The following is a 23360-nucleotide window of genomic DNA, read 5'->3' on the forward strand; positions in this document are numbered from 1 at the left end:
ACTAGCATGCCCAGCGAGGCGTAGGTGCGCCGTCGTCAAACCGGGGAAAGGCACGCTGACATGGCCGAGACAGCTGATGTCGTGGAGACCGTCAAGCAGGGGTACGCGTTCGAAGGGGCGGCGATCGAGCTCGGCGCGCTGCTGGTCGGCGACGAGCCGAAACCGGAGGCGTCGGTCCGGATCCCGCTGTCGATGGTGAACCGGCACGGCCTGGTCGCGGGCGCGACCGGTACCGGCAAGACGAAGACCCTGCAGTTGATGGCCGAGCAACTGTCCGCGGCCGGGGTCGCGGTGTTCGCCGCCGACATCAAAGGCGACCTGTCCGGCATTTCCCAGCCGGGGCAGGAGAGCGAGAAGCTGCTGGCCCGGACCAAGACGATCGGCCAGGAGTGGACCGCCACCGGGTTCCCGACCGAGTTCTACGCGCTCGGCGGGCAGGGCACCGGGATCCCGGTCCGGGCCACCATCACGTCGTTCGGGCCGGTGCTGCTGTCCAAGGTGCTGGGGCTCAACGACGTCCAGGAGTCGTCGCTCGGGCTGATCTTCCACTACGCCGACAAGCAGGGCCTGACGCTGCTGGACCTGAAGGACCTCCGCTCGGTCATCACCCACCTGACCAGCGACGAGGGCAAGGCCGACCTCAAGGAGCTCGGCGGGCTGTCGGCCGCGACCGCCGGGGTGATCCTGCGCTCGCTGATCGGGTTCGCCGACCAGGGCGCCGAGGCGTTCTTCGGTGAGACGGAGTTCGACACCGCGGACCTGCTGCAGCAGCGCGACGGCAAGGGCCTGATCTCGCTGCTCGAGCTGCCGAACCTGCAGGACCGGCCGGCCCTGTTCTCCACCTTCCTGATGTGGCTGCTGGCCGACCTGTTCCACGACCTGCCCGAGGTCGGCGACGTGGACAAGCCGAAGCTGGTGTTCTTCTTCGACGAGGCACACCTGCTGTTCAACGACGCCTCGAAGGCGTTCTTGGACTCGATCGCGCAGACCGTGCGGCTGATCCGGTCGAAGGGGGTCGGCGTCTTCTTCGTCACCCAGACGCCGAAGGACGTGCCGGACGACGTACTCGCCCAGCTCGGGTCGCGGGTGCAGCACCAGTTGCGGGCGCACACGCCGAACGACGCGAAGGCGCTGAAGGCGACCGTGTCGACGTTCCCGAGTTCGTCGTACGACCTGGCCGAGGTGCTGACCCAGCTCGGGATCGGCGAGGCGATCGTGACGGTGATGAACGAGAAGGGCGCGCCGACGCCGGTGGCCTGGACCCGGTTGCGGGCGCCGCTGTCGCTGATGGCGCCGGCCACGGCCGAGCAGTTGACCGCGTCGGTGCAGGCGTCACCGAACAACGCGAAGTACACCGAGGTGATCGACCGGGAGTCGGCGTACGAGCTGCTGGCCGCCAAGGTGCAGGCCGGCGCCGAGCAGGCCGAGGCCGAGCGGCAGGCGGAGGAGCAGGCCAAGCCCGCACCCGAGCCGAGGCCGCGGGCGCAGAAGCAGGACAAGTCGATGGTCGAGCAGGTGATCGGCTCGTCCGCGTTCAAACAGTTCGCCCGCTCCGCCGGCCGCGAGATCGTCCGGGGGTTGTTCGGTTCGGCTCGCCGCCGCCGCTGATCCTCCCGTTCGGACCGGACTGTCCGGGAAGACATTTCGATCCCGGATAGTCCAACTTTTGCTTGTTCTGTAAGGGTTTGCTGGTTTGATCCTTGATCAAACGACTGAATGGTCAGCGACGCAGCCATCGTTTCCAACTCGTCATCGCCACCGCGCCGTCGCGGATTGGGACGAGACGCTTACTCGTCGTACGGTGTGAGGTGATGGTTGCGCAGAGTAGGCGAGCGGTCCGGTATTGGGCGCTGTGGACACTGACGGTCCCGGCGTTCGTCGTTGTGGTGCTCGTCGACCTCGCCGCCATCGGATACGCCGTTCAGGCGTTCACCGATCTGCCGAGTTGGCGCGGTGTGGACCTGGTGTTCGCACTGACCGTGTCCGCGCTGATCTCGGTCGAAGGTGCGCGCCGGGTGGAGAACCGGCGCCGCCGGGGTGGAGCGTTGCACAAGGACCTGGCGCCGGCGTGGATGATCGCGGCCGCGCTGATCCTGCATCCGGCGCTGGCGATCCTGGTCGCCGTCCTGCTCCGGATCTGGTGGCGGATCCGGGCCGGTAAGTGCATCCCGTACCGCTGGGCGTTCTCGACCGCGGTGCTCGTGCTCGGCGTCGGCGCGGCCCACGCCACCCTCACCGCTACGCGCGACCTGACCGGAGGCAGCGGGCTCGGCTTGGTCGTGTCGATGGTCGCCGGAGCGCTGGCGCTGGTCGCGACGGACACCGTGCTCTGCGGTCTCGCGATCTCACTGATCATCCCCGGCAGCACGTGGCGGGAGACCGTCGGCGGGATCGACGACCTGAGCACCGACGCCACGGCCGCGACACTCGGCTGCCTGCTGGCCGCCGCCTGCCTGATCAGCCCGTGGTTCGCGTTCGTCGCGATCCCGATCACGCTCACCGCGCAGCGGGCCCTGCTGCTCGGTCAGTTGGAGTCCGAGGCGCAGACAGATCCGAAGACGAACCTGACTCGCGTCGACTGGTGGCGGCGTCGTACCGAGGAGATGCTGCGGACGTCGCGGACCCAGCGCGAGCCGATGGCGGTGCTGCTGATCGACATCGATCACTTCAAGCAGGTCAACGACCGGCACGGCCACCTGGTCGGCGATGAGGCCCTGCGCGCGGTCGCGACGATCCTGCGCAGTGCGATCCGGGCGAAGGACGTGATCGGCCGGTTCGGTGGCGAGGAGTTCGTGATCGCGCTGCCGGACACCGGGATCGACGAGGCGACCGTCACCGCGGACCGGCTCCGCAACGCGGTCGCCGCCAGCCCGCTGGCCGCGATGTGCGCCGGCGTCCTGGACGACCCCGACCTGGATCCGGACACCTTCCTCCTGACGATCTCGATCGGCGTCGCCGTCTACCCCGCCGACGGGGCCGACGTCGACGAGCTCCTGCTCCGGGCCGACCGGGCGATGTACGCCGCCAAGGCCGCCGGCCGGAACCGCGTCCGCCTGGCCGCGGACACCGTCCCGCCTGTGCGCCTTGCGCCACCTTCGGACCTGCCGCCCGACCGCTCGCCGGCGCACACATCGCCGGTGCCTTCGCAGACCCTCTCCGGCGCGCGCCCGGACCGCTCCATCTCCTCAGCCGACCGCCGCTGACTTTGCCAGAACCTTTCGGCGGCGTACGGCGTCCTGTGTGGTGAGGGACGGAGGACGGAGAGGGTATGCCGGGTTCGGGGAACCGGGACGACGACTTCACGGCATTCGTGCTGGCCAGATCCGCGCGGCTGATCCACTTCGCGCGGATGCTGTGCGGCGACGCCGGGCTGGCCGAGGACCTGGTGCAGACCGCGCTGGAGAAGGCGTACCTGCGCTGGGACCGGATCGAGATGGCAGATCCGTTCGGCTACGTCCGCCAGGCCGTGGTCAACCAGCACCTGTCGTGGGTACGACGTCGTCCATGGCGCGAGCGGCCGAGCGGTGACGCGGCCGAACTGGAGTCGCACCTCGGCCTGAGCGTCGCGGACCAGTCGGGCACGGTGGACCGCCGGGTCGCGATCGTCGCGGCGATGTCGACGCTCAGCCGGCGCGAGCGGGCAGTCGTCGTACTGCGGTATGTCGAGGATTTGACCGAGCGGCAGACGGCGGCGGTTCTTGGGGTGGCGGTCGGCACGGTGAAGAGCGCGAACGCGCGGGCGCTCGGCAAGCTGCGGGCGGCTCCCGAGCTGAGCGGTACTTATGTAGGAGAGCGAGCATGAACGACGAGGTCCGGGACGCACTTGCACCCGACGGCAGCATCGAGCCGCTGGACCCGGCCCGGGTGATCGCGGGAGCACACCGACGCCGCAGGACCCACGTCCTCGCAACCGCAGCGGCGGCCTCGGTCGCGGTGATCGCGATCGCCACCGGCGGATTCCTGGTCCGGGGTGACAACCTGGGCAACGCCCCCGCACCGGCGAACCATGGCCCGGCCTTGACGGCTCCGACCCCCACAGGCACGCCGTCGCCCGTCGAGACCCCACGGCCGTCGGCTGGTTTCACTCCCCAGGCTCCGGAGGCTCTCCCGTCGACGGCGTCCAGTGAGAAGGTCCCGACCAGCAATCCGCAGGTGAGCGCGACGCCCGGGTCCCCGGCCCGGCTGACACCGACGACGTGCCGGGTGGCGGCGGGCGGCGAGCCCGCTCCGGGCTCCGGCGCGAAACTGAGGGGAACGGCAAGCGACCCGTCCGGTACGACGATCGTGATCGCGGACGGGCGCTACTGGATGGCCTGTGACAACACCTACGGCACGGAGGTGTCGGCGCGGAAGCCCGCGACTCTGAAGACGCCCGGGGTGCAGGACAACAACGCGTTCGCGATCGCGAACAACACCGTCGAGACCGTTGATGGTCCGCTGGACCACTTCTGGGCCGCCGGCCTGCTGCCGGACGGCGTCGCGACCGTGCGCTACAGCTTCGCGGACGGCGAGACCGTGGATGCCGAGATCAGCAACGGCTTCTGGCTGATGCGGCACGTCTCCAGCATCCCGCCGGGTGCCCACGACCTGGGCGACCGGGTCCGAGTTCAGTTGCTCTCGGCAACAGGCGGCGTACTGAACGACGTCCGGCTGAACTGGGGCACGCAGACCTGCGCCCAGATCAGCCACGGCTGCTGAGCAGAACCTTTCGGACCGTACGCCGCGTCCTTCAGCCCGACAAACCCCCGATGTGGTGTGGAGGGCAACGATGATGGAACAGGTCCGGAACGGCCGGGTGGCCAGGATCCTGATCAGTGGACTGGCGGTCGCGGCGGTGGCCGGTGTCGCGATCGCAGGGACGGCGATGGCGCGCAACGGGCGGTCGTCGACCGACACGACGGTCGCCGGCGGTGGACCGGCCACGCCGTCTGCCGAGCCGTCAACGCTGCCGACACCGTCGCCGACCCTCCAACCGAGCGCTAGCCCAAGCGCACCTTCGCCCAGCGGTGTGCCGAGCGCCAAGCCGCCGGCCACCCCGAGCGAACAGCCGGCCGCCACTCCAAGTGCTCCGCGGCAGATCGGGCAGACGTCGGGCGTGAAGCCGGTGGTGCCGACGCCGAAGGTCCAGGAACCGCCGGCTGATCCGGTGGCGGCGTGCAAGGGCTGGCTGAAGGAAGTCGACGGGCCGGCGAGTTCCGCGAAGGTCGTCGCCCGGCTGGACGGTGCGCCGGGCAGTGTGCTGATCCTTGCTGACAGCAAGTACTGGGCCTGGGCCGGCTGCGACACGGCGTACGCACGGCATGACGGTGACGGCTCGATCCGGCAGCCCGCGAAGCTCGGTACGGCGTCCACCAGCGCGGACGCGTTCGCCGTCGCGAACAACCTGATCCCGATCAAGGGCAAGCAGTACGAGTACTACTGGGCCGCCGGCGTTCTCCCCGCCGGGATCACGAAGATCGCGTACACCTTCCCCGACGGCAAGACCACGAATGCCGTGATCAAGGGCGGCTACTGGGTGATGCAGCACCAGACCGCGACGCCCTGGAAGGAAGGTACGGCGCCCGGCCCGCAGATCAAGGTCACCCTGACCGGCAAGAACGAGAAGACCTTCAAGCTCGTCTGGGGCGAGCAGACCTGCGCCCAGATCAGCCACGGCTGCTGATCAAACGTGCTCCCGCACGCCGCGGCGTACGGGAGCACGTCTGTTTGTCAGCAGGCTCCGAACGTCCCCGCTGAGATGTACGCCTTGGCGACGTACATCCCGTTGTGGACCCGCAGCCAGACGTTGCTGGTGCCCTGTGACCCCGTCACGCTCGAGCCGGTGGTCTGGCACTCGACCGTCACCTGCGCGGACTTGCCCGCCATCCCGACGACCGCGCCGCTGGAGTTCGGCGAGTTGCGCACGTTCAGGTAGCCGGACGTGATCGCGACCGTGCCGCGGCCGCCGTCACCCGTCCACAGGTACGTGACGTCGACGAACCCGTTGTTCGACATCCCGACCGCGTCCCAGAACACGCCGTCGGCCAGATCGATCCCGGCCGGGTTGGCGACCGTCCGGCCGAACTGGTCCTTCCCGCCGTTGTAGCCGTTCTGGTACGCCGCCTGCGCCTCGGGCCGGCCCTGCGGCAGGTCCTTCCACATCTCCCGGGTCGCGCTCGGGTTCCAGTAGTCGTCCTTGGTGTTCCACGGGCCGACGTCCCACACCGGCTCGAATGCGCACCGCGACGCCGTACAGACCTTGACCGAGTAGGTTCCGGAGCCGTTGCCGGCCAGTCCGCGTCGCGACGGCAGGGCGACGAAGTGGTCGCGGCTGATGATGACGTGCCCGTTGGCCGTCGTGCCGCCGACCAGGCCTTCGCGGGTGGCGAAGACGCGGGACTGCAATGGCGCGGCCTGGACCGTCATCCGGCTCGAGTCGACCTTGTCGGTGGGCTGAACGGTCACGTCGCCGACCCACGGGTTCGCGCCGGTCGGCGGCGCAGTCACGATGATCCGCAACTGCACCTGGTCGCTGGCGCCGGTCAACGTGGTCGGCGTACCGGCCTTGGTCGAGGTCCACTCCGACCACCGGTCCTTCACCCATGCGCGTACGTCGACCTCCGCCGACGAACCGTCCGGCGTACCGGAGGTGTAGCCGACGACGACGGCCGAGGTGGCCGCGGGGAAGCGGACGGGGTTGAGCTCGGCGAGACCCGAGCGCTGCTTGAGTTCGGTGGAGCCGATGGTGGCCGGAGCGTCGCCGAGGATGATCCGGCTGCCCTCGATCCGGACGTTGCTGGATCCGGCCACGGGTTGGGCCGCGATGGCGACCGGATCGGTCGACGCGGCCGTGCTGGGCAAGGTGGCGGTAAAGATCGCCAGCGTCGCCGCCAGACCGGCGGCGAGCTTGGCACTTCGGGTGATACGCATGGGCGGGTTACCTCCGGGGCGGTGAAGGTGTGTGCCGGTCGTGAGCGCCGGCTCACCCAATGTGACAAACAAACACCGCTCTTGCATAGAGCGTGAATAAATTTCTTCGAAGGAGTTGGTGACAGAACAGAACCCGATCGATCACCCAGGGGGTTTGGACCGGTGTGACAGAGGCAGAGGAGAATCGATGACCCGGGCCGCGGACGCCGATTTCGAGCGCTTCGTGTTGGCGCAGTCGACACCCTTGCTCCGCTTCGCGGAGATGCTGTGCGGCGATCGGCACACTGCCGAGGATCTGGTGCAGCAGGCGTTGATGCGGTCGTACCCGAAATGGCACAAGCTGAGCGGCGATCCGCTCCGCTACGTGCGGCGGGTACTGGTCAACCGGTTCCTCTCCCAGGCCCGCCGGCGCTGGACCAACGAAGTACCCAGTGACCCGGTGCAGAACGATTGGGACCAGCGAGCGGTAGCGGACTTCGCCGGGGAGGTGCAGACCAGGGAGGCCGTGCTCTCGGCCCTCGGAGGTCTGACCGTCCGGGAGAGAGCCGTCGTCGCGCTGCGCTACTCGCAGGATCTCTCCGAGGCCGAGACCGCCGAGCTGCTCGGTATGGCGGCCGGGACCGTGAAGAGCACGGCTTCCCGGGCGCTGGCCAAGCTGCGTCTGGCACCCGACCTGATCGATACCGGAGTTGGAGGAAACTGATGAGTGACGAGCAGCAGATTCGCAGCGCGCTCGACTATGAGTTGGAGCCGTGGCAGCCCGACGCCGCCGACCTGATGCGGCGCGGCAAGCGGCTGGCCTGGCTCCGCCGCGGACTGGCCGCGGCGGGCGTCACCGCCCTGGCCGGAACCGTAGCGACGGTGTCCGCCGCGGTCGGCGGACCGGCGCCGGTGAAGAACCTGCTGGCCGGCGGGAGCAAGCCGCCGGTGCCGGTGGTGGTTCCGACCGCGCAGCCGCAGGTGCCGTCGGTCGACCCGACCTGCCTGCCGGCCAAGCCGCAGCTGCCGAAGGTCGAGGTGAACAAGACCATCGACCCGAACAACCTGCCCACCGGCAAGCCGTCGTTGCCTGCGAAGCCGTCCCTGCCGAGCGTGAAGCCGTCGCTGCCCGCGAAGCCGACGCTGCCGAGCATCAAGCCGTCGCTGCCGGCCAAGCCGGGCCTCCCGACGAAGCTGCCGACCGGGAAGCCGTCGCTCCCGACGGGCAAGCCGAGCCTTCCGTCGTTGCCCGCCAAGCCGACGCTGCCCGCGAAGCCGACGCTCCCTGCGAAGCCGACGCTCCCTGCGAAGCCGACGCTGCCGAGCGTGAAGCCGTCGCTGCCGGCCGTGCCGAGCCTTCCGACGACCAAGCCGTCGCTCCCGAGCGGCAAGCCGTCGCTGCCGGCGAAGCCGACCCTGCCGAACGTGAAGCCTTCGCTGCCGGGCAAGGGTGTTCCGACCCTGCCTGACTGCGTGAACGGCGTACCGGACGGCAAGCCGTCGGTGCCGTCGCTCCCGAAGCCGAACGTTCCGGGCAAGCCGAACCTGCCGACCACCAAGCCGTCCCTGCCGAAGCCGGCTGTCCCGACGGTGAAGGTGCCCGGCGGTGTCACCGTCGACTCGGGTCAGCAGCCGAAGATCCAGCTGCCCTCGAAGCCGACGCTCCCGACCACGAAGCCGAGCCTCCCGAAGCCGAGCTTCCCCACCGGTCTCCCCTCCTCAGACCGGTAGGGCTCCCGCGGGGACACCGGCGAGTAGGCGACGGGCGGAATCACCTACTCGCCGGTGACCCCATCAACCAGTTCGCGGACGACGTCCAGCTGACCGGCATGCCGGGCGTACTCCTGCAGGACGTGGAAGAGGATCCAGTTCACGGTCGGGCGGTCCGCCTCACCGAACCGCCCACCGGCCGCCCCCAGGGTCGAGAGTTCGACGCCGGTCACCAGTCGGCGAGTAGTCGCACCGCCCTCGTGCAGTCTGCCGAGGAGCGCCTCGAGAGTGTCGTCCGGCCCGACCGTCCAGCGCCCGTCGGGATCGCCGCCCGAGTCGCCCCACGGTTCGTCGACCTGCTCGCCCGCGAATCCCCAGCGCAGCCAGCGTCGCTCGACGTACACGAGATGGCGCAGCAGTTCCAGCGGCGACCAGCCGGACGGCAAGCGGCTCGACCTGAGGTCGGTGTCGCTCAGTCCCGTCAGCTTGCTCTCGATGACGCCGCGGTAGTAGTCCAGCCAGCCGAGCTGCAGCTCGATGGTGTCGCCCACACTGATGGGCGGTTCGTTCATGCCAGCGTCCGCAGGTATTCGGCGGTCTGGTCGTCGGCCGGGTAGAACGACTCGATCATCAGCTCGGACACCGTGACGTCGAGCGGCGTCCCGAACGTCGCGATCATCGTCAGCAGCGACAGCTCGTGCCCGTTGTGCACGAGCCGGAACGGTACGACGACCTCCGGTGCCGTGGGCTTGACCGGCCGGTCGTCCGCGGCGTACTCGCGGAGCTCGTCGTACAGGTCCTGCAGGTCGGGGTCGGCGGTGCTGGCGACCTGGCGTTGCAGGCTCGCGAGGGCGGCGGCGCGGACCTCGGCGATGTTGCCGATCCGGCGGGCCAGGCCGTCCGGGTGCAGGGTGAGCCGGAGGGCGTTGACCGGTGCCTGCAGCAACTTCTCGTCGACGTCCGTCGTGAACAGCTGGATGCCGGCGTTCGCCTCGACGATGTTCCACCAGCGGTCGACCACGAGCGCCGGGTATGGCTCGTGCGCCTTGAGCAGGCGGCGCAGCGTCGTACGGATCGCGAGCATCGCTGGCGAGTGCAGGGACGACTCGGTGTAGATCGGCGCGTAGCCGCCGGCCAGCAGGAGCTGGTTGCGGTCCCGCAGTGGTACGTCGAGATGCTCGGCCAGCCGCAGTACCATCTCGCGGCTCGGTTTGGATCGGCCGGTCTCCACGAAACTCACGTGCCTGGTGGACACCTCCACGCGGTTCGCCAGCTCGAGCTGGCTGAGCCGGCGGCGCTCCCGCCAGCCGCGCAGAAGCTCGCCCACCGGGCGCTGGAAGGTCTCCTCGATCGTCGCTGCCATGGTTCGACCGTAACCGGTGGCAGAGACAGCGCCATTACCTCCGACGTCATCGACCGGAGCGCGGGCCGACGGCAAGGTTCTGGTCATCCGAACGACACCGAGGAGAACACGATGACCAGCACGACTCTTGCCGAGCAGTACTTCGCGATGTGGAACGAGGCCGACGCGGACCGCCGGGCCGAACTGATCGCGGGGAGCTGGACCGAGGACGCGACGTTCGTCGACCCGAGCTTCGAGACGAACGGCCACGACGAGCTGAACAAGCTGGTGGGCGCCGCTCAGCAGATGTTCCCCGGCCTGTCCTTCGTCCGCATCGGCGACATCGACGAGCACCACACCTACCTGCGCTGGACCTGGCACCTCAAGGCCGAAGGCCAGGATCCCGTCGCCGGTGGCACCGACATCGTCCTGCTCGCCGAGGACGGCCGCATCCAGCGCCTGATCGGCTTCCACGACTTCGCCCCCGCCCACTGACCTCACCGTGTGCGACAGCGGCCGGTCCTGGCGGTGTTCGGGACCGGCCTGCCGAGTTGTTGCTGTTGGCAACGTTGGGGGTAATTCGGTGGCGGGGGTGGGGTGGGCGGGCGGAGCATGGGGGATGCTCGACGCCCTGGAGCTGGAAGTCTTCGAACGGGACGGGATCGTGAAGGTCCCGTCCGCGTTCTCGGCCGATGATGCCGAGCGGATGCGCGCCGTTCTGTGGAGCGAACTGCGGACCCGGCACGGAATGGAGCGCGACGACCGCTCCACCTGGACGAACCTGCGGCCGACCAAACTGAAGAACACCAAGACCAACCCGGTGGCGAACGCGATCCTCGGTCCGCCGCTGCGGTCGGCCCTCGACACCCTGCTCGGGGAGTGGAAGGTGCCGCCGCATCAGGGCCAGGTCCTGGTCACCATGCCGACGGGCGAATCCTGGTCAGTGCCGCATCGTCAGTGGCACACCGACCTCGGGTTCGAGTTGCCGCCGGACGACTTGCCTGCGGTGAAGATCTGGGCCCTGCTGACCGATCTCGATCCTTGTGGCGGCGGCACCCCTCAGGTGGCCGGCTCCCACCGGGTGATCGCGCGGCACCTGACCACGACCTCGGAGCGGGACTTCACCACGATCCGCGATCAGGTCCTGCGCTCCGATCCATGGTTCCGCGACCTCACCAGCGCCGATCGCTCGACCGATCCGATGGTCGAGACCGAGCTGGACGGACTGCCGGTGCGCGTCGTCGAGCTCACCGGTCGCGCGGGCGACGTCTACATCACCCACCCGTGGATCCTGCACTCGATCGCCACGAACGCGAACGACACCCCGCGGATGATGCGCAGCCGGTTCATCTGGCGGTCAGAAGGCGGCGACCAGGCGGGCGCAGCGGACGGGGTCCTCGGTCAGACCGACTGACAGCCCCCAGAGCCAGTAGTCGACCGTGCGGAAGACGACCCAGTCACGAGCCCGGTCGCGGTCCAGGCCGGCCTCGCCGACCGCCGTGTCGAAATGCGGCACGATCTCGGTCATCTCGTCGAGCCGCGTCCACAGCACCCTCCCGAGGTCGTACTCGATGTCGCCGCGCAGCAGCACCGGGTCGACCGTCAGCCACGGCTCGCGCTTGCCTGCGAGCACCTGGTCCGAATGCAGGTCCCCGTTCACCGCGAGATCCGACGCCGTCTCGGTCAGCTTCGGTGCGACGTCGAGCGCCCGCCGCAGAATGCCGACGTCGAACGGCTGCCCGAGCCGCTCCCACTCCGGCTCGAGCTGACTCGACCGCCGAGCCACGATCTCCGCGGTCGACGGCGCATCGTCCGGCGCAGGCACCGCCAGCCGTCGCATCAGTCGTCCCAGTACGGCGACCGCTTCCGCGACTGGCTTGGTCGTCAACGGCGTCGACAACCGCTCCAGCAGCATCGCGCCGGCCTCGAGGTCGGCGTCGTACAGCATGACCATCCCGCGGCCGTCCCACCACCGCAGCGCCCGCGCCTGCTCCTCGACCTCGGGTCCAGGCGGGTTCATCCGCAGTACGAACTCCTCGCCGCCTCGCGTCACCGGCACGACCAGCGCGTTCGACCCGTAGGCGACGTCTCCGTCGACCTCCAGGCCCCAGCGCGCGGTCTGTCGGTCGACCGCCTGAGCCAGACCGTCCAGCCACTCCGAGCCGTCGCTCCACCACCGCGGCATCCGCCGGAATCCTTCGGGTACGTCGATCACCCCGGACAAGTTAGTGCGATCTCAACTGGAGCGCGTCCGAATTACGTACCGCGTGGAGTCTCCCCGCGATGGTGGGTCGCGGTTGATGATGAAGGTATGGGCGGAGAGACCGGCATGAACGGTTTGCAGTTCGATCCTGAAGTGTCGCGGCAGATGGAGACGATGTACACGACTCCGGACGTGATCGAGCAGCGACGGGTGGTGCGGACCGCGCTGGCCCTGCGGCCGGGAGATCGAGTGCTGGACGTTGGTGTCGGGCCGGGACTCCTGGCCGAGGAGATGGCGGCCGAGGTCGGGCCGAGCGGGCGGATCTGCGGGATCGACATCAGCGACAGCATGCTCGCGATCGCCAGCGCTCGAGCCGACGTACCCGGTGGCCCGGGTATCGAACTCGAACTGGCCTCCGCGGACCGGATCCCGCACGCCTCGGAGAGCTTCGACGTAGTCGTCTCCACCCAGGTCTTCGAGTACATCGACGACGTGCCCCCTGCTTTGGACGAGGTACGCCGGGTGCTCCGCCCCGCGGGTCGCGTCGTACTGCTGGACACGGACTGGGGCTCGGTCGTGTGGCGGTCGACCGACAACGGCCGGATGGGCCGGGTGCTGACGGCGTTCGAGGACCATCTCGCGGATCCGCATCTGCCCCGGACGCTGGCCGGCGTACTGGACAAGTCCGGTTTCACCGTCACTCACCGGCAGGTGGTGCCGATCCTGAATGCGGGGTACGACCAGCACACCTACAGTGCGGGCCTGATCGACATCGTCGGCGACTTCGTGCCCGGTCATGGTGAGGTCACTGCCGAGGAGGCCCAGGCGTGGGCCGATGACCTGCGCTCACTCGGCGCGGGTTACTTCTTCAGCCTGAACCGCTACCTGTTCGTCGCGTCGGCTCTCTGAGGGCTCCGACTCGGCGGGCGCGCCTGGGAAAGCACGCCCGCCGGGGCCGGTCGTTCTCCCGCCCCTCAGTGGGAGAACTCGCGGCTCGGTGAACTCCACCCATGCCCGAATGGCGCTGACCGAACCGCGGGACCACCTACAGGTACCCCAAGTCCACTGATTGCACACGTCGTGGCGCGCGGTCGATGCCGAAACTTCACGTTCCTCAAACCTTGGCCGGCGAGATCGATGCCTGAGGCAACGATTGTCTGGCGCGGCCGGCAGTTGCACCGGGCCGGCCATCGACAAGGCCCCACCGGTAGCAGCCGGTGGGGCCTTGGTGGTCCACTACCGCCCGGGCATTCCCGGTGCAGCTGTGGAGGTGGAGAGCGGAACCGACGCCGATGCAGGGGTCAAGACGTCAGCTCCGCTTGCCTGTGTGGAGCTATCTCGAGTCGGCCGCCCAGACATGTGCCTGGTGGAACTCGAGGTGTTGCTGCGTCGCCGCCGGAGTGCCGACCGTGCCGAGGTGGTTCATCGTCGGTACGACGACCGCATGGACGCCGGACCGCTTCACCTCTTCGAGCAGTGCGTGGAAGGCGGTGGACTCGGCCGCGTCGCGCTCGGTGTAGACCGTCCCGAGGGTGTATCCCCCGGCACTGGCGAAGGCGACGAGTGAATCCGTCGCCGCGGCCAGCTCCTCCGCGCAGCTGAGCGCGTCGGCCCGTACGTACCCGAGCAGCGTCGGCCGGGTCGTCATCGTCCCGGCTCCGCCGTACTGTCCACCAGCACCGGCTCGCTGGTCACCCGGAGGGACGCGAACCGCCGCCGCATTGCTTCCTCGTACTGCGCTGCCTGCTCCACCGCGGCCGTGTGGTCCGCGATCGGGTGAGCGCCGAACCAGACCCGCACCCGGCGGTGCGAGGCGGGGGATTCGAGCGTCTCGGTCATCTTCGTTCCTTGTGGTGAGTCGATCGGTGGCGGCGAACGGCTTTGTCCGCTGCTGAGTAAAGAACACCTCACCGCGCGTGCCCTCCGGAACAGTTTCGAAGGGACCTTTACAGACACCTAACGCAGAGTAGGGAAACCTTCGAATCCGCTGGTCAGAGCCGTCGGGAAGGGCTCTCCGAGCCGGCCGGAATGGCTGTCAAGAATGGTTGCAGGAATGTGCCGATAACGATTTGGCAGCTATCACTTTTCGAGCCCGGTCGAATTGTTGGATGTCCTGCTGACCGTTTGCGATCACCCGCTTACGCACCGGTGTGTGTCCGGGTGAAATGCGCCGGATGACCGGGTACGGCGACCAGCGTCAGCGGTGCCGCGAGGACCGCGAACGCCGCCAGCAGGTTGAGGGTCAGTGGGAGATCGAGGAGCAATGTCACCGCCGGAGCGGCGAGTGCGCCGACCAGCAGAGCCAGCGAATCCGCCGCGAAGAAGAGCGCGCCGATGCGGCCGAACATGGTCGGTGGCGAGGTGCGCTGGATCGCAGTCTGTGCGGTGATCAGCAGCACGCTGCCGGGGAGGCCGATCAGTACGGCGGCGGCGATCGCCCACGGGATGTTCGGGGCGTTGAAGAGAGCGAAGAAGGCGGCGGCGGTCGCGAACTGGGTGACGGCGAGGATGTCGCGGATGCTCAGCCAGGTCTGGACCCTGGTGCTCAAAGCCGCCCCGAGTAGATAGCCGGCGCCGAGTCCCGAGATCAGATAGCCGAGGACATAGCCGGGTGCGTGCAGGCGGTCGACCGTGAACGGGACGAGTAGTGCGGTCAGGCCGGCGTTCGCGGTGAGGAAGATCGTCTGGCCGAGCAGGATCCCGCGCAGTACCCGGTGGCGCGCGACGTACTGGAAACCGGCGAGCGGGCTGTCGCTGGTGGTGGTGCTCGGTGTGGTCGGGTGGCGGTGGGTGCGGACTGTGGCGATGATCGCGGCGGAGATCAGATAGCTGGCGATGTCGACGGCGAGGACGAACTTGATGCCGGGGCCGGCCAGGAGGAGGGCGCCGAGTGGTGGCGCGGCCAGGCGGATCGCGCTGCTCGTGAACGCAATCAGCGCATTGGCCGCCGCGAGTTCGTCGCCCGTGCCGACGACGGCGGGAAGCAAAGCCCGCGAGGCCGGGCGGAAGACCATCGTCGCGACATTCTCCGCGAGGATTGCCAGGTAGATCGGCCAGAGGTGATCCGCGTCGGCGAGCAGGATCAGCGCGACCGCGGCGGCGCTGACCAGATCCGCGATCCACATCGCGCGGGTGAGATCCCAGCGGTCGAGCAGAGCCCCTGCCCACGGCCCGAGGACCAGTGGGGGGAGTGCCTCCAGAGCAAGCGCGAGACCGGTTGCGACCGTGGAGCCGGTCAGGCCGAACACGTAGAACGGGATGGCGACGATCAGCAACCACGAGCCGATGCCGGACACGCCGCCGCTGATCCACAGCCGACGGAAGTCACGGTTCCCCAGAGTCTTCATGAGGCGAGACGCTATCTTGTGAAGATAGATTCGATCAAGAGTGTTTTCTCAGAATATGTCTTCTGGGAATAGAGTAGCGGTCGTGGAACTGGGTGAAGTCCTCCGCGAGCGTCGCAAGGCGGCCGGGCGCACGATCGCGTCCGTCGCCGTCGACGCGGGCCTGTCCGTGCCGTACATCGCCAACCTGGAGAACGGGCGCGGCAATCCGACAGTCTCCGCGCTCGACCGGCTGGCCACCGCTCTGGGTGCCCGCCTCGAGGTCGGCATCGCCAACGAGCCGGCAGCCCCGCCCCCCTCGATGGGTGCCGAGTTGCTGGCCGGCTCCGACCGATCGGTGCAGGTCATCAACACCCTTGCTGTCGCGCAGTCCAGATCCCGTGCCGCCGTCCGAGCAGACATGATCCGGACACTCGACGCGCTGGCCGGGGCGCTCGACCGCGCGCCGACGGACGCCGATCTCGGCCGGCTGCTGGATCTCCTGCTGCTGGCCGAAACCGGGTCGAATGCGACGCGCGCGCCGTAGGGTCCGATCATGGACATTGGGACGCGGATCGCGCGGGCACAACTGGCAGGTCTGGCGAGATCGCGGCGGCAGATCGTCGCAGGACCCTTGACCGGGCTCTTGAGCGACGACGACGCCTGGTACCTGTCGGGGATGGTTGCCAGCGAGCCGGGTGAGCCCTTCGACCGGGACGACGTACCGGAGATGCTGGCGATCGTGCGCAAGGCGTTCGCGGCCGAGGGGCGGTGGCTGAGCGCCGAGTTGATCGAGGAGGCCAGTCCCGGCCTGGCCGGCGTACTCGAGGCCAACGGGATGACGATCGTGTCGCGGACGCCGCTGCTCGTCGTCGAGCCGGACGGCCTCCAGGAGCCCGGCGTGCCGGCCGGAGTCACCGGGTCCGTGGTGAGCTCCGAGGCGGAACAGGCCGAGGCGAACGCTGTCTCCGCCGACGCCTACGAGGCCGAGGATTCCGCCTTCGAATTCAGGCCCGATCCCGCGGACGGCGGGTGGGTGGTGATCCGCCATGACGACGTGCCGGTCGCGAGTGCACTCTGGACCGCGGTCTCCGATGGCGTCACCGAGATCGCCGGCGTCGCCACGCGCCACAGCCATCGCCGCCGCGGGTTCGGCTCGATCGCGACGGCGTATGCGACCCGGCAGGCCTTCGAATTGGCCGGCGCCACCCTCGCCTGGCTCACCCCCGGCGACGACGGCTCGGACCGCATCTACCGCCGTCTCGGCTACGCGCCCAAGGCCACCGCCGTCCACCTCGGTGACCCCGGCGGCCACCTCGCCGATCTCCGCTGACCCGCGATGCAACCTCGATGGACCCCGGCTCCGTACTGAGGGGGCAAGGGAGAGCGGAGGGCGGATGGTGGATCGGGACCAGGAGTACGTCGAGTTCGTCGAAGCGTCGAGTGCGTCGTTGCGGCGGACGGCGTACCTGGTCTGCGGCGACTGGCATCGGGCCGACGACGTGGTGCAGGACGCGTTGTACAAGCTGTACCGGTCGTGGTCGAAGCTGGATCGCAAGGGGAATCCCCTCGCCTATGCACGCCGCGCGGTCGTCAACGCGGCAGTGGACAGTGGTCGGCGCCCCTGGCGCCGGGAAGTGCCGGCCTCTGACCTGTCGTTCGACCGCGCCCGGCTCGACGACCACGCGGACGGCCACGCCGAGCGCGACGAGGTCCTCACGGCCCTCGGCAGCCTCGCGCCACGGCAGCGTGCCTGCGTGGTGCTGAGGTACTACGAGGACCTGTCCGTCGAGCAGACCGCCCAGCTCCTCGGGTGCTCGGAGGGCACGGTGAAGAGCCAGGCGGCGCGCGGCCTCGAAACTCTCCGAACCGCCATCGACCAGGCCCGGCAGATTCGCCGGCCAGCGTGAAGGAGAACGAGATGGACACGCAGGAGGTGGGCGCCGAACTGCACCGGCTCGCGGATACCGATCCGCTGGACCCGATGGACGCACACGCGCTGCTCGCTCGCGGCCGTCGCGGTCGCCGCCGGCGCAGACTGTTCTCCGCCGGTGCCGGCATCGCCGCTGTGGCAGCGGTCGCCGTTCCCGCGAGCCTGATGCCGAACCTTGACTCCGGCCGCCCTCCCGGCGTCGCGGGCTCGAGTACGCCGGCCACGACCAAGGCCGTGCCGCCCGACTTCACCGCCGTACCCGGCGTACCTCGTGGCGAGGCGGGCGCCGCCCTGAAGGTCTCGTACGCCGAAGCGACGCGGCTGTGCGCCCTGCGCTACCCGCAGTACAAGCGGCCGATCCAGCGCAACTCGTTCTGGTATACGGGGTATACCGTGCTCTATGAGCTGCAAAGAGGCGACAAGGCCGCTCAGTGCACGATCCCCGGCGGAGACAAGCCGTCGACTGCGCTGGTCGCGGCCGCCCGCCGGGATCCGATGCCGGCGACGGCAGCGGCTCGGCTGCGGAACTGCTCCGTCGTGTTCTGGACCGACGTGACGAAGTGGCGAGTGATGGCATCGGACACCTCACCGCAACGGGCGACCAACCTGATCGCGGTGTCGCCGTCGGGCCGCAAGGCCGTCCGGTGCACGCTCGTGCCGAAGTTCGACGACACCGCTGCGCTGGGATCAGGCCCCGGGGTGTTCTCGCTCGCCGGTCAGGTTCGTCAGGTGTTCGACAACGACTTTGCGCAGTTCGGGATGGGCTACGCCCAGGGGTGTACCGGGTGCGAGACGAAGTACTACGACGGATTCGGGCGAGTGGCCTCGAACATCGCGCGGATCCGGATCGCACCGGCCGGCAGCCGCAACACCCACGACATCACCGTCACCGACGGCTGGTACGCCGTCTCCTGGCTCGACCCGGATCCGCACGGCAGTGGCAAGTACACGCTGACGGCCTACGACAAGACCGGCAAGGTGCTGAAGACCGTCCACAACTGAGGACGTCAGCCTGGTTGCAGGAGGCGTACGACGCTGGCTCGGAGGGCGGTGGTGGCCTTCCGGGCCGGCATCCGGTTGGCGGCTACGGCCTCGCCTGCCGTGTGGCCGAGGGCGATCACTGCCGCGACCAGCCAGCTGACCGCGAGGTCGCGGGTGATCTCGCCGCCGCGCTGACCGCGGCGGATCAGCCGTTCGAGCCGTTCCACCACTGGATCGTGGCGCTCGTCCTGGCCGGCGGCCTGCGGTAGGTGAAGGAGCAACGGATGCTTCTCGAAGCTCCGCCAGCCGAGGTCGATCAGATCAAGCAGCGTGTCCAGTGCCGGTCCGTGGTCGAGATCGAGCGCGTCGATCGCCGCCATCGTCTCGCGGGTGAGTTCGTCGACGACGGCGTCGAGCAGCACGTCGCGGGACGCGAAGTGGGCGTAGACGGTCTGCCGGGTGACGCCGGCGGCCGAAGCGACGGCTTCCATGCCCGCGTCGGGCCGCTCGTCCAGCAGCGTGATGGCAGCCGTCAGGATCGCGGTCCGGCTCCGATCCGCGTCCGCGCGGCGCCTGCGTCGTACCGGCTCTTTGTTTGACACCTTGTCAAGGTTAGTGGATGCGCTTATCTTTGACAGCATGTCAGAATTAAGCGCACGAGAGTTCGTCGCGGACTTCTTCGACTCGTTCACGCGTGAGGTCGTGGCGGGAGGTGACGCGGAGGCGGTGGTGGATCGCTACTACACGGCGGACATGGAGCAGATCGCCGACGGTGTCACGCTGGATCGGAGGAGGCTGATTGCCCACCTGCGCCCGATCCGGAAGAACCTGGTGACCTGGGAGTACGACGTTCACGAGGCGATCCGGACCGTTGATCGGGTGGCGGCGCGGTTCACGATCCATGCCCAGTTGCGGCAGGGCCGGACGATCTCGACCGAGGTCTATTTGTTCGGGGAACTCGCGCCCGACGGCCGGATGCGCCGTACGACGCAAGCGACCCGGGATGTGAGCGCTCGATGAGCACGCAGATGTTCCGGGTGCTGGGGATGAGCTGCGGTCACTGCGTGAACTTCGTGACCGACGAGCTGAAGACGTTGCCTGGTGTGGTCTCCGTGGTGGTCGACCTACCCACGGAGACCGTCACAGTCACCAGCGATGAACCACTGCCACCGGCCGCCGTCCGAACTGCGGTGGAGACGGCCGGCTATGAGGTCGCCGATCAGTCGTAGGTGTGCGGATCAGGCACCGCTGACGTACAGCCGGTACAAGCTGAACGGAAAGGCGTGGAACTCGTACTCGCACCAGGCGCCGGTGGAGCCGTCGCGGATCTGTGCCGCGCGCGCCTCGCACGCGTCGTAGGTGGTGAACCTCTCGTTGGTCGGTCCCGCGGATGCGGTCGGCGGAGCGCTCACGAAGAAGCCGGCCGCGGCCACCACGGCCACTCCGCCCATGATCAGTCTTCTCTTGGCTCTGGTCATGTTTTCGACCCTGGACAGAAAGGGGCCGAGGGCACCGACCTTTCGGTTCTCGTCACAAGGCTGTGATCAGTCCGTACAGCGGTAGATCATCTGCGCCACGCCGCTGCCGAAGGATGTGCAGGCAGTCAGCCTCAGCGCGAGCGGAGTGCCGTCCGGGAACAGGCGCCGACCACCGCCGACGACCGTCGGGTAGACGAACAGCCGGTACTCGTCGACCAGGTTCGCCGCGATCAGCGCGTGCACGAGGGCGATGCTGCCGGTGCAGACGATCTGCGTGCCCTCGGTGCTCTTCAGTTCGCGTACGTCGTCTACGCCGCGGAGGATCGTGGTCGGTTCCCATCCCGGCTCCTGCAGCGTCTGCGAGACGACGTACTTCTGCACGGTGTTCAGGTACTCCGTGACTCCGGTGGTGTCGTCGTGCTGCGCCGGCCAGAAGCCGCGCATCTCCTCGAATGTCGTCCGCCCGGTCAGGAACCCAACTGCTTGAGCCATCTGGTCGCGCAGGACGCTGAGCACCTCGTCGCCGCCGTCCACGGGCGCGAACCAATCGCCCGCCTCGATGACGCCGTCCACGGTGATGTTCTGGGTGACAACCAGTTCGCGCATCAGCCCTCCTCGGTAGGTTCAGCTGGTACGTCGGAACTGGTCGCCACCCCTCGACATCACGAGGTCAGCGGACGGTGAAGCCTGCCTTGCGGAAAGCGTCGGCGAGGGAGGTCTCGTCCATGGGAGTGTCGGCCTTGGAACCGCCGCGGTTCTGACCGCCCTGGTTCCGGTCGCCCTGACCACGTCCACCCTGTCCGCGTCCGCCGCCCTGACCGCCAGGCCCGCGTCCGCCTTGTCCGCCGCCTTGTCCGCGTCCGCCTTGACCGCCGGGACCGCGCCCACCTTGACCGCGGTTTCCCTGGTTGGCGCCGGCGCCGCGGTTGCCCTGGCCGCCGGACGTGCGTGGGCCGCTGCCCACCTCGTCGTCGAGGCGGAGCGTCAGGGAGATCCGCTTGCGGGGGATGTCGACCTCGAGAACCTTGACGGTGACGATGTCGCCGGGCTTGACCACCTCGCGCGGGTCCTTGACGTAGTTCTTCGACAGCGCCGACACGTGCGCGAGCCCGTCCTGGTGTACGCCGATGTCGATGAACGCACCGAACGCGGCCACATTGGTGACCTGGCCCTCCAGCCGCATCCCCGGCTTCAGGTCGGCGATCTTGTCGACGCCCTCGGCGAACACCGCGGTCTTGAACGCCGGCCGCGGGTCGCGCCCCGGCTTCTCCAACTCGGCCAGGATGTCCGTCACCGTCGGCAGACCGAACATGTCGTCGACGAAGTCCGCTGCCTTCAGGCGCTTCAACTCCGACGACCCGATCAACGCCTTCACGTCGTGACCGGTCGCGTCCAGGATCCGCCGTACGACGGGGTAGGCCTCCGGGTGCACGCTGGACGCGTCCAGCGGGTCGTCGCCGTCGGGGATCCGGAGGAACCCGGCCGCCTGCTCGAACGCCTTCGGCCCGAGCCGCGGCACCTCCTTCAGCGCCGTCCGGGACGTGAACGGCCCGTTCTGATCGCGGTGCAGGACGATGTTGTCGGCCAGGCCCGGGGTGATGCCGGAGACACGGGTCAGCAGCGGCGCCGACGCGGTGTTGAGATCGACGCCGACCGCGTTCACACAGTCCTCGACCACCGCGTCGAGCGAACGGGACAGCGAGTTCTCGGCCAGGTCGTGCTGGTACTGCCCGACGCCGATGGACTTCGGATCGATCTTCACCAACTCGGCCAGCGGGTCCTGCAGCCGGCGCGCGATCGACACCGCGCCGCGCAGCGACACGTCCATCCCGGGCAACTCCTGAGAGGCGAACGCCGACGCCGAGTACACCGATGCGCCGGCCTCCGACACGACGGCCTTGGTGAGCTTGAGCTCGGGGTGCTTCGCGATCAGCTCCGCGGCCAGCTTGTCCGTCTCGCGCGACGCCGTACCGTTGCCAATGGCAATCAGCTCGACGTTGTGCGCGGCGGCCAGCGCGGCCAGCGAGGCGATCGACTTGTCCCACTGGTTCTGCGGGACGTGCGGGTAGATGACGCCGGTGTTGACCACCTTGCCGGTGGCGTCGACGACGGCGACCTTCACGCCGGTCCGGAAGCCCGGGTCGAGGCCCATCGTCGCGCGGGTGCCGGCCGGTGCGGCCAGCAGCAGGTCGCGCAGGTTGGCCGCGAACACCCGGATCGCCTCGTCCTCGGCGATCTGCCGCAGCCGCATCCGCAGGTCGATACCGAGGTGGACCAGGATCTTCGTCCGCCAGGCCCAGCGGACCGTCTCGACCAGCCACTTGTCGGCCGGGCGGCCCTGGTTCTCCACGCCGACCTTGCGGGCGACGGTGGTCTCGTACTCGGTCGGGCCGTCGGCCTCGACGCCGGCGGGCAGCGGCTCGACCGTCAGCGTCAGGACGTCTTCCTTCTCGCCGCGGAACATCGCGAGGATCCGGTGCGACGGCATCTTCGTGAACGGCTCGTCGAAGTCGAAGTAGTCCGAGAACTTCGCGCCGTCGGTCTCCTTGCCCTCGCGCACCGCCGACGCCAGCCGGCCCTGCGTCCACAGCCGCTCACGCAGCTCGCCGATCAGGTCGGCGTCCTCCGCGAACCGCTCGACCAGGATCGCGCGGGCACCATCCAGCGCCGCCTGCGGGTCCGGGACCTCCGCGTTGACGAACACGGCGGCCGCGGCGAACGGCTCGACGTCCGGGTCGGCCATCAGCCCGTCGGCGAGCGGCTCGAGACCGTTCTCCCGGGCGATCATCGCCTTCGTACGCCGTTTCGGCTTGAACGGCAGGTAGATGTCCTCGAGCCGGGACTTGGTGTCGGCCGCCAGGATCGACGCCTTCAGCGCGTCGTCCAGCTTGCCCTGGCTCTCGATCGACTCGAGCACCGTCTGGCGGCGTTCCTCCAGTTCACGCAGGTAGCGCAGGCGTTCCTCGATCGTGCGCAACTGCGCGTCGTCGAGCATCCCGGTGACCTCTTTGCGGTACCGCGCGATGAACGGGACCGTCGACCCTTCGTCCAGCAGCGTCACCGCTGCCCGCACCTGGCTCTCGCCGACCTCCAGTTCCCCGGCGATCCGCTGCTCGACCGACTGCACGACCACGTCATTTCCCCTCTACCGACAACAACCCGCCGAGCATTCTGCCCCGGCCAGGTTCCATATCCTTCCCCATCCCACCCCCCACCCCGAAACCCCATCCCACCCCCTGTGGACAAACGCCCCCCGCCACCCCTCAACCTCCCCACCCCCGACGCCCCACTTTGTGCACGCACCATCCACAGCTGTGGCCGCGAAGTGACCGATCGGTGCCCAAGGTGCCTGGGCCCCGGGCTGGGGATGGCGACTTTGTGCACGGGATGGTCATGGGAGGGGGGGCGGTTTCAACCAGTTGTTGCACGCAGCGCCTCGTCGAGGGCTTGGGCTGGAGTCTTCCATCCCAGGGTCTGTCGTGGGCGGGTGTTCAGCCGGTGG

Annotated in this window: 27 protein-coding genes; 16 read left to right on the forward strand and 11 right to left on the reverse strand. The window is 68.8% G+C overall.

The annotated features are described in order from the left end of the window. Nucleotides 1-60 precede the first annotated feature (60 nt). From E0H73_RS40580 to E0H73_RS40600, 5 genes are all read left to right on the forward strand, one after another. The gene (locus E0H73_RS40580; RefSeq protein WP_131365759.1) at nucleotides 61-1608 is read left to right on the forward strand and encodes a helicase HerA-like domain-containing protein; all 1548 of its coding nucleotides are present in this window, start codon (nucleotides 61-63) and stop codon (nucleotides 1606-1608) included. Nucleotides 1609-1811: 203 nt separating this feature from the next. Beyond that, a complete protein-coding gene (locus E0H73_RS40585; protein ID WP_131365761.1) occupies nucleotides 1812-3203 on the forward strand; it encodes a GGDEF domain-containing protein in 1392 nt (463 codons plus the stop codon). A 65-nt stretch (nucleotides 3204-3268) separates the two neighbouring features. After that, nucleotides 3269-3802, forward strand: coding sequence for a SigE family RNA polymerase sigma factor (locus E0H73_RS40590; RefSeq protein WP_131365763.1), 534 nt, complete (start codon nucleotides 3269-3271; stop codon nucleotides 3800-3802). After that, on the forward strand, nucleotides 3799-4698 hold the full coding sequence (locus tag E0H73_RS40595; RefSeq protein ID WP_131365765.1) for a hypothetical protein: 900 nt from the start codon (nucleotides 3799-3801) through the stop codon (nucleotides 4696-4698). The genes E0H73_RS40590 and E0H73_RS40595 overlap by 4 nt, the downstream gene beginning before the upstream one ends. Nucleotides 4699-4768: 70 nt before the next feature. Next, nucleotides 4769-5662 carry a hypothetical protein gene (locus E0H73_RS40600; RefSeq protein WP_131365767.1) on the forward strand — a complete coding sequence of 298 codons (894 nt, stop codon included), beginning with the start codon at nucleotides 4769-4771 and terminating at the stop codon, nucleotides 5660-5662. Between the two features lie 47 nt (nucleotides 5663-5709). Here E0H73_RS40600 and E0H73_RS40605 read toward each other — a convergent pair whose 3' ends face one another. Beyond that, nucleotides 5710-6909, reverse strand: a complete 1200-nt coding sequence (locus E0H73_RS40605; RefSeq protein ID WP_131365769.1) for an SH3 domain-containing protein — start codon at nucleotides 6907-6909, stop codon at nucleotides 5710-5712. A gap of 187 nt (nucleotides 6910-7096) precedes the next feature. Between E0H73_RS40605 and E0H73_RS40610 the strand changes: the two genes are divergently transcribed. Then, nucleotides 7097-7612 (forward strand): SigE family RNA polymerase sigma factor, encoded by a 516-nt coding sequence (locus tag E0H73_RS40610; protein WP_131365771.1) that lies wholly within the window; start codon nucleotides 7097-7099, stop codon nucleotides 7610-7612. Continuing rightward, nucleotides 7612-8619, forward strand: a complete 1008-nt coding sequence (locus E0H73_RS40615; protein ID WP_131365773.1) for a hypothetical protein — start codon at nucleotides 7612-7614, stop codon at nucleotides 8617-8619. The genes E0H73_RS40610 and E0H73_RS40615 overlap by 1 nt, the downstream gene beginning before the upstream one ends. Before the next feature lie 44 nt (nucleotides 8620-8663). On the opposite strand, the gene E0H73_RS40620 is transcribed toward E0H73_RS40615, so the two are convergent. Together E0H73_RS40620 and E0H73_RS40625 are read right to left on the reverse strand one after the other, a co-directional pair. Next, nucleotides 8664-9170 (reverse strand): DinB family protein, encoded by a 507-nt coding sequence (locus E0H73_RS40620; protein ID WP_131365774.1) that lies wholly within the window; start codon nucleotides 9168-9170, stop codon nucleotides 8664-8666. Next, nucleotides 9167-9961: a helix-turn-helix domain-containing protein gene (locus E0H73_RS40625; RefSeq protein WP_131365776.1), complete on the reverse strand. Its 795-nt coding sequence runs from the start codon at nucleotides 9959-9961 to the stop codon at nucleotides 9167-9169. Before E0H73_RS40625 ends, E0H73_RS40620 begins: the two co-directional genes overlap by 4 nt. Nucleotides 9962-10072: 111 nt before the next feature. Between E0H73_RS40625 and E0H73_RS40630 the strand changes: the two genes are divergently transcribed. Beyond that, the gene (locus E0H73_RS40630) at nucleotides 10073-10435 is read left to right on the forward strand and encodes a nuclear transport factor 2 family protein (protein WP_131365778.1); all 363 of its coding nucleotides are present in this window, start codon (nucleotides 10073-10075) and stop codon (nucleotides 10433-10435) included. Between the two features lie 124 nt (nucleotides 10436-10559). Then, nucleotides 10560-11354 (forward strand): phytanoyl-CoA dioxygenase family protein, encoded by a 795-nt coding sequence (locus tag E0H73_RS40635; protein ID WP_131365780.1) that lies wholly within the window; start codon nucleotides 10560-10562, stop codon nucleotides 11352-11354. Here E0H73_RS40635 and E0H73_RS40640 read toward each other — a convergent pair. Further along, complete coding sequence (locus E0H73_RS40640; RefSeq protein ID WP_131365782.1) at nucleotides 11298-12155, reverse strand: aminoglycoside phosphotransferase family protein; 858 nt, start codon at nucleotides 12153-12155, stop codon at nucleotides 11298-11300. The two genes, E0H73_RS40635 and E0H73_RS40640, sit on opposite strands and share 57 nt — an antisense overlap. A gap of 96 nt (nucleotides 12156-12251) precedes the next feature. Between E0H73_RS40640 and E0H73_RS40645 the strand changes: the two genes are divergently transcribed. Further along, nucleotides 12252-13052, forward strand: coding sequence for a methyltransferase domain-containing protein (locus E0H73_RS40645; protein ID WP_238164596.1), 801 nt, complete (start codon nucleotides 12252-12254; stop codon nucleotides 13050-13052). Between the two features lie 424 nt (nucleotides 13053-13476). On the opposite strand, the gene E0H73_RS40650 is transcribed toward E0H73_RS40645, so the two are convergent. The 3 genes from E0H73_RS40650 to E0H73_RS40660 form a co-directional block, all read right to left on the reverse strand. Further along, a complete protein-coding gene (locus tag E0H73_RS40650) occupies nucleotides 13477-13791 on the reverse strand; it encodes a hypothetical protein (protein WP_131365784.1) in 315 nt (104 codons plus the stop codon). After that, on the reverse strand, nucleotides 13788-13982 hold the full coding sequence (locus E0H73_RS40655) for a hypothetical protein (protein ID WP_131365786.1): 195 nt from the start codon (nucleotides 13980-13982) through the stop codon (nucleotides 13788-13790). Before E0H73_RS40655 ends, E0H73_RS40650 begins: the two co-directional genes overlap by 4 nt. Nucleotides 13983-14281: 299 nt before the next feature. Then, nucleotides 14282-15490, reverse strand: a complete 1209-nt coding sequence (locus tag E0H73_RS40660) for an MFS transporter (RefSeq protein ID WP_131365788.1) — start codon at nucleotides 15488-15490, stop codon at nucleotides 14282-14284. 82 nt (nucleotides 15491-15572) lie between these two features. Here E0H73_RS40660 and E0H73_RS40665 point away from each other — a divergent pair, with 82 nt between their 5' ends. The 4 genes from E0H73_RS40665 to E0H73_RS40680 all read left to right on the forward strand — a co-directional run bounded on the left by E0H73_RS40665 (nucleotide 15573) and on the right by E0H73_RS40680 (nucleotide 18401). Further along, nucleotides 15573-16013: a helix-turn-helix domain-containing protein gene (locus E0H73_RS40665; RefSeq protein ID WP_165556042.1), complete on the forward strand. Its 441-nt coding sequence runs from the start codon at nucleotides 15573-15575 to the stop codon at nucleotides 16011-16013. Nucleotides 16014-16022: 9 nt separating this feature from the next. Further along, a complete protein-coding gene (locus E0H73_RS40670) occupies nucleotides 16023-16799 on the forward strand; it encodes a GNAT family N-acetyltransferase (protein WP_131365792.1) in 777 nt (258 codons plus the stop codon). A gap of 64 nt (nucleotides 16800-16863) precedes the next feature. Next, nucleotides 16864-17376, forward strand: a complete 513-nt coding sequence (locus tag E0H73_RS40675; protein WP_131365794.1) for a SigE family RNA polymerase sigma factor — start codon at nucleotides 16864-16866, stop codon at nucleotides 17374-17376. 11 nt (nucleotides 17377-17387) lie between these two features. Continuing rightward, nucleotides 17388-18401 carry a hypothetical protein gene (locus tag E0H73_RS40680; RefSeq protein ID WP_131365796.1) on the forward strand — a complete coding sequence of 338 codons (1014 nt, stop codon included), beginning with the start codon at nucleotides 17388-17390 and terminating at the stop codon, nucleotides 18399-18401. Nucleotides 18402-18406: 5 nt separating this feature from the next. Here the strand turns inward: E0H73_RS40680 and E0H73_RS40685 are convergent, their stop codons facing one another. Then, entirely contained in the window at nucleotides 18407-18982 is a 576-nt protein-coding gene (locus E0H73_RS40685) for a TetR/AcrR family transcriptional regulator (protein ID WP_202867819.1), read from the reverse strand. Nucleotides 18983-19019: 37 nt separating this feature from the next. Here E0H73_RS40685 and E0H73_RS40690 point away from each other — a divergent pair, with 37 nt between their 5' ends. Both E0H73_RS40690 and E0H73_RS40695 read left to right on the forward strand, forming a co-directional pair. Next, entirely contained in the window at nucleotides 19020-19400 is a 381-nt protein-coding gene (locus E0H73_RS40690; RefSeq protein ID WP_131365800.1) for a nuclear transport factor 2 family protein, read from the forward strand. Next, nucleotides 19397-19609 carry a heavy-metal-associated domain-containing protein gene (locus E0H73_RS40695; RefSeq protein WP_131365802.1) on the forward strand — a complete coding sequence of 71 codons (213 nt, stop codon included), beginning with the start codon at nucleotides 19397-19399 and terminating at the stop codon, nucleotides 19607-19609. Before E0H73_RS40690 ends, E0H73_RS40695 begins: the two co-directional genes overlap by 4 nt. A 9-nt stretch (nucleotides 19610-19618) precedes the next feature. Here E0H73_RS40695 and E0H73_RS40700 read toward each other — a convergent pair whose 3' ends face one another. From E0H73_RS40700 to E0H73_RS40710, 3 genes are all read right to left on the reverse strand, one after another. Next, the gene (locus E0H73_RS40700) at nucleotides 19619-19858 is read right to left on the reverse strand and encodes a hypothetical protein (protein ID WP_131365804.1); all 240 of its coding nucleotides are present in this window, start codon (nucleotides 19856-19858) and stop codon (nucleotides 19619-19621) included. A gap of 66 nt (nucleotides 19859-19924) precedes the next feature. Next, a complete protein-coding gene (locus E0H73_RS40705) occupies nucleotides 19925-20464 on the reverse strand; it encodes a dihydrofolate reductase family protein (RefSeq protein ID WP_131365806.1) in 540 nt (179 codons plus the stop codon). 64 nt (nucleotides 20465-20528) lie between these two features. After that, nucleotides 20529-22991, reverse strand: a complete 2463-nt coding sequence (locus tag E0H73_RS40710) for a Tex family protein (protein WP_131365808.1) — start codon at nucleotides 22989-22991, stop codon at nucleotides 20529-20531. Nucleotides 22992-23360 lie beyond the last annotated feature (369 nt).

The sequence above is a fragment of the Kribbella pittospori genome (assembly GCF_004331465.1).
Taxonomy (GTDB): Bacteria; Actinomycetota; Actinomycetes; order Propionibacteriales; family Kribbellaceae; genus Kribbella; species Kribbella pittospori.

Excerpts from the sequence above, each read along its gene's own strand:
- E0H73_RS40580 (WP_131365759.1), top strand. The coding sequence starts at position 61 with ATGGCCGAGACAGCTGATGTCGTGGAGACCGTCAAGCAGGGGTACGCG.
- E0H73_RS40585 (WP_131365761.1), top strand. The coding sequence starts at position 1,812 with ATGGTTGCGCAGAGTAGGCGAGCGGTCCGGTATTGGGCGCTGTGGACA.
- E0H73_RS40590 (WP_131365763.1), top strand. The coding sequence starts at position 3,269 with ATGCCGGGTTCGGGGAACCGGGACGACGACTTCACGGCATTCGTGCTG.
- E0H73_RS40595 (WP_131365765.1), top strand. The coding sequence starts at position 3,799 with ATGAACGACGAGGTCCGGGACGCACTTGCACCCGACGGCAGCATCGAG.
- E0H73_RS40600 (WP_131365767.1), top strand. The coding sequence starts at position 4,769 with ATGATGGAACAGGTCCGGAACGGCCGGGTGGCCAGGATCCTGATCAGT.
- E0H73_RS40605 (WP_131365769.1), bottom strand. The coding sequence starts at position 6,909 with ATGCGTATCACCCGAAGTGCCAAGCTCGCCGCCGGTCTGGCGGCGACG.
- E0H73_RS40610 (WP_131365771.1), top strand. The coding sequence starts at position 7,097 with ATGACCCGGGCCGCGGACGCCGATTTCGAGCGCTTCGTGTTGGCGCAG.
- E0H73_RS40615 (WP_131365773.1), top strand. The coding sequence starts at position 7,612 with ATGAGTGACGAGCAGCAGATTCGCAGCGCGCTCGACTATGAGTTGGAG.
- E0H73_RS40620 (WP_131365774.1), bottom strand. The coding sequence starts at position 9,170 with ATGAACGAACCGCCCATCAGTGTGGGCGACACCATCGAGCTGCAGCTC.
- E0H73_RS40625 (WP_131365776.1), bottom strand. The coding sequence starts at position 9,961 with ATGGCAGCGACGATCGAGGAGACCTTCCAGCGCCCGGTGGGCGAGCTT.
- E0H73_RS40630 (WP_131365778.1), top strand. The coding sequence starts at position 10,073 with ATGACCAGCACGACTCTTGCCGAGCAGTACTTCGCGATGTGGAACGAG.
- E0H73_RS40635 (WP_131365780.1), top strand. The coding sequence starts at position 10,560 with ATGCTCGACGCCCTGGAGCTGGAAGTCTTCGAACGGGACGGGATCGTG.
- E0H73_RS40645 (WP_238164596.1), top strand. The coding sequence starts at position 12,252 with ATGGGCGGAGAGACCGGCATGAACGGTTTGCAGTTCGATCCTGAAGTG.
- E0H73_RS40650 (WP_131365784.1), bottom strand. The coding sequence starts at position 13,791 with ATGACGACCCGGCCGACGCTGCTCGGGTACGTACGGGCCGACGCGCTC.
- E0H73_RS40655 (WP_131365786.1), bottom strand. The coding sequence starts at position 13,982 with ATGACCGAGACGCTCGAATCCCCCGCCTCGCACCGCCGGGTGCGGGTC.
- E0H73_RS40660 (WP_131365788.1), bottom strand. The coding sequence starts at position 15,490 with ATGAAGACTCTGGGGAACCGTGACTTCCGTCGGCTGTGGATCAGCGGC.
- E0H73_RS40670 (WP_131365792.1), top strand. The coding sequence starts at position 16,023 with ATGGACATTGGGACGCGGATCGCGCGGGCACAACTGGCAGGTCTGGCG.
- E0H73_RS40675 (WP_131365794.1), top strand. The coding sequence starts at position 16,864 with ATGGTGGATCGGGACCAGGAGTACGTCGAGTTCGTCGAAGCGTCGAGT.
- E0H73_RS40680 (WP_131365796.1), top strand. The coding sequence starts at position 17,388 with ATGGACACGCAGGAGGTGGGCGCCGAACTGCACCGGCTCGCGGATACC.
- E0H73_RS40690 (WP_131365800.1), top strand. The coding sequence starts at position 19,020 with ATGTCAGAATTAAGCGCACGAGAGTTCGTCGCGGACTTCTTCGACTCG.
- E0H73_RS40695 (WP_131365802.1), top strand. The coding sequence starts at position 19,397 with ATGAGCACGCAGATGTTCCGGGTGCTGGGGATGAGCTGCGGTCACTGC.
- E0H73_RS40700 (WP_131365804.1), bottom strand. The coding sequence starts at position 19,858 with ATGACCAGAGCCAAGAGAAGACTGATCATGGGCGGAGTGGCCGTGGTG.
- E0H73_RS40705 (WP_131365806.1), bottom strand. The coding sequence starts at position 20,464 with ATGCGCGAACTGGTTGTCACCCAGAACATCACCGTGGACGGCGTCATC.